A 12,402-nucleotide genomic window follows, 5' to 3' on the forward strand; every position below is an offset into this window, starting at 1 on the left:
CGGGTCCGGACGGGTTTGGCGTCGCCGGCGCGATAGGTCCGCGGCCGATCCGAGGGTGCAAAAGACCGAGAGGTGCCCCGTCAGGTGCCGGACCGGGCCGGCTGCTTCACGGGCGCGTCCCGGGGCCTGTCAGGGGCGGGAGGTTCATCCCGAGGTCGGGATGGTCTCGGGTTGCAGCACCAGCACCGCCAGAGGGGGCAGCGTGAGCGCAGCCGACCACGGCAGGCCGTGCCAGGGCACCTCTTCCGCGCGGACCCAGCCTCCGTTGCCGAGGTTGCTGCCGCCGTAGTAGGCGCTGTCCGTGTTCAAACGCTCCCGCCACGTTCCGCCCCGGGGCAGTCCCACGCGGTACCCAAAGCGCGGCACGGGTGTGAGATTGAGAATCACCACGCATTCGGGTGCCGGCCTCAGGGCGCGTCGCACAAACGACAACACGCTCTGTTCGTGATCCGAGCAGTCAATCCACTGGAATCCGGCGGGGTCGTAATCGGCCTCCCAGAGGGCCGGTTCGGCCCGGTACAGTCCGTTCAGATCCGCCACCAGGCGTTGAATCCCCTGATGCAACGGGTGTTGCTCGGCCAGGGCCCAGTCCAGGGCCGCGTTGGCGTTCCACTCGGTCCGTTGGCCCCATTCGCCGCCCATGAACAGGAGCTGTTTACCCGGGAACAGCCATTGATAGGCCAGGAGCGCCCGCAGGTTGGCGGCCCGCTGCCAGTCGTCGCCCGGCATCTTCCCCCAGAGCGAGCCCTTGCCGTGCACCACTTCGTCATGGGACAACGGCAGGATGAAGTTCTCGTGGTGATGGTAGAGCATCGCAAAGGTGAGCTCGTTCTGGTGGTATTTCCGGAAGATCGGGTCGCGATGGAAGTATCGGAGCGTATCGTGCATCCAGCCCATGTCCCACTTGAACGTGAATCCCAGGCCGCCGACATGCGGGGGCCGGGTGACCATGGGCCAGGCGGTGGACTCCTCGGCGATGGTGACCACGCCGGGGAACGTGGCCGGAACGACCTCGTTGGTGTGGCGGAGGAAATCGATGGCCTCGAGGTTTTCGCGCCCGCCGTAGCGGTTGGGGATCCACTCACCCGGCTTGCGGGAGTAATCGAGGTACAACATCGAAGCCACGGCATCCACGCGCAGGCCGTCGGCATGATAGCGGTCGCACCAGAACAACGCGTTGGCCACGAGGAAATTCCGTACCTCGTTGCGCCCGTAGTTGAAGATCAAGGTGCCCCAGTCCTGGTGAGCCCCCAGTCGCGGATCTTCGTGCTCGTAGAGGGCCGTGCCGTCAAAGCGGGCCAGGGCCCAGTCGTCGCGGGGGAAATGCGCCGGTACCCAGTCCAGGATCACGCCGAATCCGGCCTCGTGCAGCGCATCCACGAGATATTGAAAATCCGCGGGTGTGCCGTAGCGGCTGGTGGGCGCATAGTAGCCGGTGACCTGGTAACCCCAGCTGGGATAGAAGGCGTGCTCGGCCACGGGCAGAAACTCCACATGGGTGAACCCCATCCGGCGCAGGTAATCAATCAAGGGCCCGGCCAGTTCACGGTAGCCCGGCGATTCGGTGGGTGACTTTTTCCGCCACGAGCCCAGATGCACCTCGTAGATGCTCATGGGCGAACGCAACGGATCCTGTTGGGCCCGGCGGGCCAGCCAGGCATCGTCTCCCCAGCTGTAGGACCGGGGATCCCACACGATGGCCGCGTTCCTGGGCGGCACTTCGAAAAAGAACCCGTAGGGATCGGTCTTCAGGGTGATCTGCCCGTGGACGTTGCGGATTTCGTACTTGTAGAGGGCCCCGGGCCGAACGCCCGGTATAAAGATCTCCCACACCCCCGAGGCACCCAGTCGCCGCATCGGATGGCGCCGGCCGTCCCATTGGTTGAAATCACCCACGACGCTCACCCGCTGGGCATGGGGCGCCCAGACGGCAAAGCTGACGCCCGGTACACCGTCGAGCTCGCGGACCTGCGCACCGAGCTTTTCGTAGATCCGGCGTTCATCACCCTTGTTGAACAGGTAAAGGTCCATCTCACCGATGGTGGGCAGGAACGAGTACGGATCGCGCGTGCGCGTCACCCGCCCCTGTTCGTCCGTGATCACGAGGTCGTAGGCGTAAACCCGATGGGCTTCCGAACTGACGCCCTCGAACAGGCCCACCTCATGGATTCGCTGCAGCCGGATCCGCGGCTGATGGGGCTCGTGCACCGGCACCGCCTCCACCTGCACCGCTCCGGGAATTAGCGCGCGGACCACGACGCCCCTCCGGTCACCCAGCACATGCATGCCGAGCAGGTCATGGGGCGTGGCGTGGCGGAATTCCACGAGGCTGCGGAGTTCTTCCGGGCTTAACAGCATGACCCCAGCATAACGACAGGGTCGGCGGGGGCAATCCCACGAAGCCCGGACGTAAAGGAGCGCGACCTTCCCTCTGCGCCGGCGAGCCGGGAAGCCTCCGGACCCGGCCGGGCGCCTGCGCCGGAGGTTGCCGGGGCGCGATGGCGACAGCTCGACCCCCTCCCGAGGTGTTGGAATTGCAGGGCGCACCGGGCGCCTTTGAAGCGGGTCCACCCTTTGCAGACCCATTTTCGGCGTTGTGGCGCGCGGCCCGCGGCGTTAAAAATACGGTTCCCCGCCGGGTGGGGCGTGCGGCGGGTGGACCTTTTTCTCACGCCTGAGAAGCGGAACGGTTGGCAGAGATTTCAACCATGTCACAGCACCGAAGTTTGCGAGCTGTCAAAACCGCGGGCGGCAAGCGCAACGTTTTGAAGCGGTTTGAACGAGTGGCGTTGCTGAAGAAGCGGGGGCTCTGGAAACCGGGCGACCGGATCACCGGTTTGCCCAAAACCAAGCCGGAAAACATCTGAGGCCCGGGGACCGGCCGGACCGGGTGGGCTTTTGCGCCCGGCCGATCATGCAGGGTTCCACAAGCCTGCCGGGGGGTGCCGCCGCTGCACAACCCGTAGGGCTCGGAGCGGGTTGGGGTTGCGCCGAAACGGTGATCCATGCAGGTGCGGCTGCAAAAATTTCTGGCCGAGGCCGGAGTGGCGTCGCGCCGGGCCGCCGAGGAGTTGATCCTGGCCGGCCGCGTATGCGTCAATGGCCAGCCGGTGACGCGCCTGGGCAGCCGGGTGGATCCGGACCGCGACGAAGTCACCGTGGACGGCCAGGTGGTCCGGCCCCGCCGAAAACTATACGTCGCTCTGCATAAACCACCCGGTTACGTGTGCACCCGGAACGATCCCCAGGGCCGCCCGGTCGTGCATGACCTCCTGCCGCCCGAATGGCGCAACCTCTTTACCGTGGGCCGGCTGGACCGTCAGAGCGAGGGCCTGCTGTTTCTCACCAACGATGGCGAGTTTGCCCTCCGACTGACCCACCCGCGGTACGGTGTGAAGAAAACCTACGAGGTGACCGTGACGGGTCGGATCGAGCCGGCAGCCCTGCAACCCTTGCTCCAGGGAGTCCGCCATCGGGGCGAACTGCTCCGCGCCACGGCCGCCCGCCTGCTCCGGGCCAGCCGCAAACGCAGCATCATCGAACTGGAACTGGCTGAGGGGAAAAACCGCGAAGTGCGGCGGATGTGTGCCTCCCAGGGTTGGCAAGTGGAGAGGCTGGTCCGGACCCGGATTGGCCGGATCCGGCTGGGCGACCTGCCGCCCGGCCGGTGGCGGACGTTGACAGCCTCGGAGATTAAAACTCTACTGGCTCCGTTATGAAAACGGGCATACTGGCGTTGTGGGTTTGGGCCCTGACCGGTGCGACCATGGGGGCGTTCCGGGCCGGCGCGGCCGAATCCACCGCTGCAACTCGACTGCATCCCGGCCCGGCCGTTGTGGCGGCCGACCGATTGAACGTCCGCGGTGAACCGCGCCTCGAAGGCGAACGGGTCGCTCAGCTGGAACGTGGCGACCAGGTCTGGGTGTTTGAGGAAATCGTTGTTGAAAAGCCGAAACCGGGCGAGCCCGACCGCTGGGCCCGCATTGCCCTGCCCCGGGGCACCAAGGTCTGGATCCATTCCCTGTACGTGGACCCCACAAACCGGGTCGTGCTGGCCTCCCGCCTCAACCTCCGGGCCGGGCCCGGCGAAAACCACAGCGTTCTCGGGACCTTGGAACGGGGCGAAACCTACGAGGAAACCGGTGTGATGGACGGGGACTGGATCCAGATCGTTCCGCCCACCAACGCCTGGGCGTTTGTCGCTGCCCGTTACCTGGCTCAGGAACCGGGGGCGTCGGAACCTCCGGCCCCAACCACCGAGTCATCCACTGCGACGGAAGCCAAGCCCACCACCCCGCCGGTCCAACCCGCGCCACCCGCGGAGCCGCAGGAACCGGCCGTGCCGCAACCCACACCCGTGACGGTCACCAACGCCCCCGAACTGGCCGCACCCCCGGAACCCACCAACGAAATCGCCACGGCGGCGTTTCAAGAGCCTCCACCTGCGCAAACCGCAACAGACCCGGCCGCACTCGAAAAGGCCCGCGAGGCCATGCGACAAAAAATGGCCGAACTGATCGCCCGCGACGAAGCCCTCCGCGCCGCCGCTGCTCCTCCACCTTCCGAGGTGCGCGTGGTCACCCGCGAAGGCATCGTGCGCCGCGCCCGGCACATCCTCGCACCCACCCAGCACGCCCTGACCGAGTTGGAAACCGGCCGGGTCATCAATTACCTCTACACCACCTCCACCAACCTTGACCTGTCGCGGTACTGGGGCCGCCATGTGCTGGTTACCGGCGAGGAGGGACTCGACCCGCGTTGGCAGGCCACGCCGGTGCTCACTGTCCGCCGGATTCAGGTTTTTCCGTGACCGCCTTTCCCAATCTCATTGACGGCCGCGCCATCGCGGCGCAGGTCCTGGCTGAATTGCAGCCCCGAATCCGGGCACTCCATGACCGGGGCGTGCAACCGGGGCTTGTGTTTGTGCGGGTGGGCGAGGACCCGGCCTCCAAGGTCTACGTGGGGCGCAAGGAAAAGGCCGCCGCCGAATTGGGCATCCGCTCCCACACCCACGTGCTGCCCGAGACCACCACCGAGACCGAGCTTCTGGCCCTGTTGGAACGGCTGAACCGGGATGAAACCTGGCACGGCATCCTCGTGCAGGCCCCGTTGCCCCGCCACATCCGGCCCGAACGCGTCTATTCCACCATCCGGCCGGACAAGGACGTGGACGGGTTTCACCCGCTCAACATGGGCCGCCTGCTGCTGGGTGATCCGGGCGGATTCGTCCCCTGCACGCCGGCGGGCATTCAAGAGTTGCTGGTGAGGGCCGGCATTTCCTGGGAGGGGGCTCATGTGGTGATTCTCGGCCGCGGCAACATCGTGGGCAAACCCCTGGCCGCGTTGTTGTGCCAAAAGGCACCCCGGGCCAACGCCACCATCACATTGTGTCACTCGGCCACCCGCGATCTGGCCGGGCATTGCCGGCGGGCGGACATCCTGGTCGCTGCCATGGGCGTGCCGGAATTCGTCCGCGCCCCCATGGTTCGGCCCGGCGCCGTGGTGGTGGACGTTGGGGTCAATCGCGTGCCCGACCCCGCCCGGCCCGGCGGCAGCCGGTTGGTCGGCGATGTCGCCTTTGCCGAGGTGCAACCGGTGGCGGGCCGGATCACACCCAATCCGGGCGGCGTCGGCCCCATGACCATCGCCATGTTGATGCAAAACACCGTGCGCGCCGCCGAGATCCTCACCGGATGAGATCCAGCCCGGCCCGTTGAATCCAACGTTTCCCAACCATGACACCCACACGCATTCTTCCCGACCTGCAATGTTCCCTCCTGTGCGAAGATGTTCGGCAGGAGGTTACTGGCAATTTCATCCTGGTGGGCGTGCTCAACTTCATTCGCGTCCCCCACCTGCCGGTGATCGCCCTCAAACTGAGCGTGTTTAACCGTTGGACCGCCGGCATCGGCCAGTTCATCGAAAGCACACGCCTGGTGGCGCCCGACCAGACCACCGTCCTGCGCAAGGGCGAGGTCCGCTTCGTCCTCCAGGACCCCAACCATCACGCCACCAACGTCACCCTGTTCGGCCAGGTCGAATTCAAAACCGCCGGCGTCTACTACATCGAGGTGCTCGTGGACGATGTGATGAAGCTGCGCTATCCGGTCCCGGTCATTCACACGCCGCCCCCGCAACCCCACCAGGGGCAACCGCCCAAACCCCAGGATCCCGCTCCGCCCCAGGCCTGACCCCCGCGCACACGCAAGCGACGGTGCGACCCGGCCCTGCTTCGCACGGGACGACACACCCGTGCCCGACAAATAGCAGGGCTCCATGTACGCCGACTCAGGCCGGACCGCCCGGGTTCAGAGGGCCGCATGGGGGCGCTGGTGAACAGCGCAGTCGGGCATCCCGGCCCGTCACCGATTTGCCGGTGTCTGCAGCACGGGCAGCGCAGGAGGTGAATTTCGGTGGTGGATCGGACCTGCGGGTGCGGCTCCTCATCGGCTCGGCGATGGGACCCGGCGACTTGACCGCGGACGCACGCCCCTGCCAGCCCCTGCAACCTTCCAACGGCCCGGCCCTTGTGCCGGGCTTTGGGCGGTTCGAAGGGCACAGCACGAGTGGAACGGGCGCGCGAACCGGACCTTCGTTGGCGTGAAGGGATCCCTGCCGGACCGCGGCCGCTCCGGCCACGCTCAAGCCGGCCCTGTGGAAGCGCTCAGCAACTGCCGCAACACGTAGGGCAGGATCCCGCCGTGCCGGTAGTAATCAATCTCGATGGGTGTATCGATCCGGCACTGGACCGGCACGGTTTCCTCGCGCCCGTCCGCGCGGCGAATGCGCAGGGTCAACCTCTGTTGCGGCTGCAGTTGCGGGCCCAGGTCCGGCACGTCATAGAGTTCCGTTCCATTCAGCCCCAGCGTTTGGGCGCTCACACCCTCGGGGAACTGCAACGGCAGCACGCCCATGCCCACCAGATTGCTCCGATGGATGCGTTCGAAACTGCGCGCAATCACCGCACGCACTCCGAGCAACCGCGTCCCCTTGGCCGCCCAATCGCGCGACGAGCCCGTCCCATACTCATGCCCTGCAATCACCACCAGCGGCACGCCGCGACGCTGGTACTCCATCGCCGCGTCGTAAATGAACATTTTCACCCCGTCGGGCTGCAACAAGGTGTACCCGCCCTCTTCACCCCCGAGCATGAGGTTCTTGATCCGCACGTTGGCGAAGGTGCCGCGGGTCATCACCCGGTCGTTTCCGCGCCGACTGCCGTAGCTGTTGAAATCCGCGAAATCCACCCCCTGCTCCAACAGGTATCGCCCGGCGGGGGAATCCTTCTTGATCGCGCCGGCCGGCGAGATATGGTCCGTGGTGACGCTGTCGCCAAAAATGCCCAACACCCTCGCACCCACCAGCGGTTGTATGCCGGGCGGTTCGAGCGTGAAGTTCTCAAAGAACGGCGGTTCCTGGATGTAGGTGGAACGCGGCGACCACTCGTACACCAGCCCCGTGGGTGCCGGGATCTCGTTCCACTGCGGATTCTGGCGGCTGAAATCGCGGTACAACTTCCGGAACAACTCCGGCCGCACCGCCTCGGCCAGCGCCTGACGCAACTCCTCGGCCGTGGGCCACAAATCCGCCAGGAACACCGGGGCACCCTCGCGATCGAACCCGATCGGCTCGCAACTCATGTCAATGTCCACCCGGCCCGCCAGCGCAAACGCCACCACCAGCGGGGGTGACATCAGAAAATTGGCCTTGATGGCGGGATGAATCCGCGCCTCGAAGTTGCGGTTGCCCGAAAGCACCGCCGCAGCCACGAAATCGTGCTGCTGGAGGGCCTGTTCGATCGCCGGGTCGAGCGGACCGGAATTGCCGATGCAGGTTGTGCAACCGTAGCCCACCACCTGGAACCCCAGCCGGTTCAGGTACTTTTGCAGCCCGGTCCGTTTCAGGTACTCCGACACGACGCGCGAGCCCGGCGCAAGCGAGGTCTTCACGCCGGCCGGCACCCTCAGGCCGCGTTCCACCGCCTTTCGCGCCAGCAACCCGGCTGCCAGCATCACGGTCGGATTCGACGTGTTGGTGCAACTGGTGATGGCTGCGATCAACACCCTGCCGGTGCCCACCTCCGCCCGCCGGCCCCGGCTGGTGCGCACGGTCACGCTCCGACCATACTCACGTCGGCTCTTGCCAAACCCGCCGTCGGTCACGGGCTTTTGCAGCGCCCGGAAAAACTCGCGTTCCAGGTCCGGCAGCTCGATCCGGTCCTGCGGCCGTTTGGGACCGGCCACGCTGGGTGTGACCGTGCCCAGGTCCAGCTCCACCACCTGCGAGTACTCCACCTGCCCGGGCTGTGGCATGCCCCACAGACCTTGCGCCCGGTAATACGCCTCGTACAGCCGGCAATGTTCCTCGCTCCGACCCGTGGCCCGCAGGTACTCCACGCATTTCTCGTCGATCGGGAAAAAGCCCATCGTCGCACCATACTCCGGTGCCATGTTGGCGATGGTCGCCCGGTCCACCACCGGCAGGGCCGCCGCGCCCGGGCCGAAGAATTCCACAAACTTGCCCACCACCTTGGTGCGCCGCAGCAGTTGCGTCAGCGTCAGGGCCAGGTCCGTGGCGGTGGAACCCTCCGGCAAACTGCCCGTTAAATAGACCCCGACCACGTCCGGCGTCAGGAAATAAACCGGCTGGCCCAGCATGCCGGCTTCCGCCTCAATGCCTCCCACACCCCAGCCCACGATCCCCAACCCGTTGATCATGGTGGTGTGGCTGTCCGTGCCCACCAGTGTGTCCGGGTAATACAGGGGCGTGTCCTCTGACGGCCCCGGCCCCTGCAACACCCCGCGCGCCAGGTATTCCAGGTTCACCTGGTGAATGATCCCGATCCCGGGTGGAATGACCCGGAAGGTGCGAAACGCCTGCGTACCCCACTTGAGAAACTCGTAGCGCTCGCGGTTGCGGGCGAATTCCAGTTCCAGATTCCGCCGCAGCGCGTCGCTGGTGCCGTATACGTCCACCTGCACCGAGTGGTCCACCACCAGATCCACCGGAACCAGCGGCTCAATCAGCCGCGGGTCCCGGCCCATGCGCGCCACCGCTGATCGCATGGCCGCCAGATCCACCAACAACGGCACCCCCGTGAAATCCTGCAGGACGATCCGCGCCACCACAAAGGGGATCTCCTCTGTGCGCGGAGCACGCGGCTGCCATGCCGCCAGCGAGCGGATCGCCGATTCGGGCACGCGGCGACCGTCGCAGTTCCTCAGCACTGATTCCAACACCAGCCGGATCGAGACCGGCAACCGCGAAATCGGTCCCAAACCGGCCTGCTCCAGCCGCGGCAGCGAATAAAACGCCCCGCGCCGGCCATCGCCCACCTCGAACGTTTGCAACGTGTCAAACAGGTTATGCAACGTGCTCATGATCCATGTCCAACGCGACCCAAATCAACGGCCGCGCACGCAGACGCCCACTCTGGCCCCGCTCCCGCCGCCCGTCAAGCCGACCCACCCGCACCAATACCGCCCCGATCTGAGCCGAAAAGGTTGTTACCCGGACGGGGAGGGTTCGTTTGTCGTGTCGAAACGCGTCGTTGCGCCAAAAGTCGAGGTTGCCCGCCATGAACACCGATCTGAGCGCTCAAACCAGACGCGAGGTGCTGACCTAACTGCGGCGTGCCCACGTCCGGGCCGGCAGGCTTTACAAACGTCAACGGCTCGACCAAGCGGTCAGCTGGTTGGGCTACCACCGCAAGGCCGCCAGAGGTCTCCCCGCTGATCGCCGCCCTGTGCGCCGGCGCGCTGGGGGCAGTGGATCCACCACTGCCTGCCGGCCCGCCGCAGTAAGGCCCGTGACGTTCGACAACCGGAGCCGATGACCGAAGCCCGCAACCCTCAAACGACGAAGCAGCGCCGCCGCTCGCTTCAGTGACCTTGCTAGCCCATTCTTGCATTCCTCTTCTGTCTGAACCACACCATCACAAGCCCTCCACCCACCAGCAGCGCCCAGGTCGACGGCTCCGGCACCGGCCGGGCAATAATCGGCGCGTTGGGAATGGAGTTGTATGCCCAGCCCAACAGCACCCCGCCCCCCTCGGCCGCCAGGATCGCGTCGAAGTACCCGTAATGCCACCCGTCCTCCAACTCGAACCCGATGCCAATGAAGCCACGCGCACCCGGACTCCTGGGCCACTCGCTGGCCGTACCGGTGCTCAAATGGATTGCAATGGGCGTAAACTCCCACTCCCCGGGGGATACATATCCATCCCGCAAGTCGCTGGAGACCCACGCCAACGAAGGCTCCAGTGAGGGCCCGATCTGGGCCCCTTCCTCCAGCCGTGCAACCGGCCCGCCCAGGTCTGGAGGAGGGCTGGACCGGATGACCACCCGGTTTGCCCGCTCGGTGCGCAGCATCAGAGCCCCCACGTCAGCTGCAAAGGTGAAGTCCACAACCCCATCACCGTTGATGTCAATCGGATAGAAGAACAAGTGCAACCTGTCGCTCCCCATCCCAAGGGGCTGCGGCAGGACAACCGTAATCGTCCCCTGACCCACAGCCGGGCCTACCGCCGGGCCCCAAAGCCCGACCGCAACCAACCACAAACTCAACAGCCGCTTGCTCATTGTCCCCTCCGCAATCGCCAGAAGCCCACGTCAGCGTGGCTCGTCACCGACACCGTATTGGTGGTGGTTTCGGCCAACACCGACCTCACCGCCGTCCAGTCCGTCAGATTCCTAGAGCTCAAAATTGCCTTCCCAGGCGCATCTGTGGTGACCAACGACCGGCCTGACCCACAGCCGGCCCGCCGCAGTAAGGCCCGTGACGTTCGACAACCGGAGCCGATGACCAAAGCCCGCAACCCTCGAACGACGAAGCGGGGCGGCCGCTCGCTCAAGTGACCTTGCTAGCCCATTCTTGCATTCCTCTTCTGTCTGAACCACACCATCAGAAGCCCTCCACCCACCAGCAACGCCCAGATCGACGGCTCCGGCACCGGCCGGGCAATAATCGGCGCGTTGGGAATGGAGTTGTATGCCCAGCCCAGCAGCACCCCGCCCCCCTCGGCCGCCAGGATCGCGTCGAAGTACCCGTAATGCCACCCGTCCTCCAACTCGAACCCGATGCCAATGAAGCCACGCGCACCCGGACTCCTGGGCCATTCGCTGGCCGTACCGGTGCTCAAATGGATCGCAATGGCCGCGAACTCCCATTCCCCGGGGGATACGTATCCATTCCCCAAATCGCTTGAGCGCCATCCCAACGAAGGCTCCAGTGAGGGCCCGATCTCAGCCCCTTCCTCCAGCCGTGCAACCAACCCCCCCAAATCTGGAGGAGGGTCCGGCCGGTAGACCACGCGGTTTGCCCGCTCGGTGCGCAGCGTCAGAGCCCCCACGTCAGCTGCAAAGGTGAAGTCCACAACCCCATCACCGTTGATGTCAATCGGATACAAGAACGTGTGTACCATGTCGCTGCCCATGCCCAAGGGCTGAGGCAGGACGACTGTAATCGTCCCCTGACCCACAGCCGGGGCTACCGCCGGGCCCCAAAGCCCCAGGGCAGCCAACCACATACTCAACAGCCGCTTGCTCATTGCCCCCTCCGCAAACGCCAGAAGCCCACCTCAGCGTGGCTCGTCACCGACACCCTGTTCGTGGTGCTTTCGGCCAGCACCGACCTCACCACCGTCCAGTCCGTCAGATTCGTGGAGGTCAGAATTGCCTACCACAGCGCGTCTGCGGTGACCAGCCACCGGGCTGACCCACAGCCGGCCCGCCGCAGTAACGCCCGTGACGTTCGACAACCAGAGCCGATGACCAAAGCCCGCAACCCTCAAACGACGAAGCAGGGCGGCCGCTCGCTCCAGTGACCTTGTTAGCCCCACTTCATCGGCTCTTACGTCTGAACCACACCATCACAAGCCCTCCACCCACCAGCAGCGCCCAGGTCGACGGCTCTGGCACCGGCCGGGCAATAATCGGCGCGTTGGGAATGGAGTTGTATGCCCAGCCCACCAGCACCCCGCCGTCCACCTCCCGCAACGGCAACGTCACGTTGGTGCCCGCCAGATTCCAGCCCGTGTCGCTGTCCGAATCAGGCCACACCCCCGGAGCCCACAACTCGGCTGCGCGAATGCACACATCAGCGACCGGCTCGGGGCTCGTCAGGAAAACCGGCGAGCCGGCAATCTCGCCAGCCAGAATCAGCTTCCGACCATCCGGCCACACAATCTCACGTGGCGTGCCCAGCCGCTGGGACAACTCGTCCAACGCCCGTTCCTTGGCGGGCTGCTCGGCCGCCGAGCGTGCCGCCCGCTCGCGCAAGGCTGCAAATTCCGCTTCAATGGCCTGCCGGGCTTCGTCCGAGCAGCCCTGCCCGGGCGGAATCAGCGCCCGCATCTGGGGCGCAAGTTCGGCCTTCCTCTTCTCCCACGCTTCCTGGGCCAGA

10 protein-coding genes are annotated in these 12,402 nt (G+C 65.8%); 5 read left to right on the forward strand and 5 right to left on the reverse strand.

Annotated features, from left to right (window positions below; all coding sequences use genetic code 11):
* Positions 1 to 144 precede the first annotated feature (144 nt).
* Entirely contained in the window at positions 145 to 2,358 is a 2,214-nt protein-coding gene (gene glgB, locus G4L39_RS13140; protein WP_165108833.1) for a 1,4-alpha-glucan branching protein GlgB, read from the reverse strand.
* A gap of 350 nt (positions 2,359 to 2,708) precedes the next feature.
* On the opposite strand from glgB, the gene G4L39_RS13145 reads away from it, so the two are divergent.
* From G4L39_RS13145 to G4L39_RS13165, 5 genes are all read left to right on the forward strand, one after another.
* Entirely contained in the window at positions 2,709 to 2,867 is a 159-nt protein-coding gene (locus G4L39_RS13145) for a small basic protein (RefSeq protein WP_165108835.1), read from the forward strand.
* 138 nt (positions 2,868 to 3,005) lie between these two features.
* Complete coding sequence (locus G4L39_RS13150) at positions 3,006 to 3,719, forward strand: pseudouridine synthase (protein WP_165108837.1); 714 nt, start codon at positions 3,006 to 3,008, stop codon at positions 3,717 to 3,719.
* Positions 3,716 to 4,810: an SH3 domain-containing protein gene (locus G4L39_RS13155; RefSeq protein ID WP_165108840.1), complete on the forward strand. Its 1,095-nt coding sequence runs from the start codon at positions 3,716 to 3,718 to the stop codon at positions 4,808 to 4,810. Before G4L39_RS13150 ends, G4L39_RS13155 begins: the two co-directional genes overlap by 4 nt.
* Entirely contained in the window at positions 4,807 to 5,697 is an 891-nt protein-coding gene (locus tag G4L39_RS13160) for a tetrahydrofolate dehydrogenase/cyclohydrolase catalytic domain-containing protein (protein ID WP_165108842.1), read from the forward strand. Before G4L39_RS13155 ends, G4L39_RS13160 begins: the two co-directional genes overlap by 4 nt.
* 38 nt (positions 5,698 to 5,735) lie before the next feature.
* Positions 5,736 to 6,191: a DUF6941 family protein gene (locus tag G4L39_RS13165; RefSeq protein ID WP_205881010.1), complete on the forward strand. Its 456-nt coding sequence runs from the start codon at positions 5,736 to 5,738 to the stop codon at positions 6,189 to 6,191.
* A 450-nt stretch (positions 6,192 to 6,641) separates the two neighbouring features.
* Here the strand turns inward: G4L39_RS13165 and acnA are convergent, their stop codons facing one another.
* From acnA to G4L39_RS13185, 4 genes are all read right to left on the reverse strand, one after another.
* A complete protein-coding gene (acnA, locus tag G4L39_RS13170; RefSeq protein WP_165108844.1) occupies positions 6,642 to 9,380 on the reverse strand; it encodes an aconitate hydratase AcnA in 2,739 nt (912 codons plus the stop codon).
* 513 nt (positions 9,381 to 9,893) lie between these two features.
* On the reverse strand, positions 9,894 to 10,580 hold the full coding sequence (locus G4L39_RS13175; protein WP_165108846.1) for a PEP-CTERM sorting domain-containing protein: 687 nt from the start codon (positions 10,578 to 10,580) through the stop codon (positions 9,894 to 9,896).
* 281 nt (positions 10,581 to 10,861) lie between these two features.
* On the reverse strand, positions 10,862 to 11,422 hold the full coding sequence (locus G4L39_RS13180; protein ID WP_165108848.1) for a PEP-CTERM sorting domain-containing protein: 561 nt from the start codon (positions 11,420 to 11,422) through the stop codon (positions 10,862 to 10,864).
* A 418-nt stretch (positions 11,423 to 11,840) separates the two neighbouring features.
* Positions 11,841 to 12,402, reverse strand: a 562-nt coding sequence (locus G4L39_RS13185) for a PEP-CTERM sorting domain-containing protein (protein WP_165108850.1), incomplete at its 5' end; no start/stop codon positions are given.

This window comes from Limisphaera ngatamarikiensis (assembly GCF_011044775.1).
GTDB classification, from domain to species: domain Bacteria; phylum Verrucomicrobiota; class Verrucomicrobiia; order Limisphaerales; family Limisphaeraceae; genus Limisphaera; species Limisphaera ngatamarikiensis.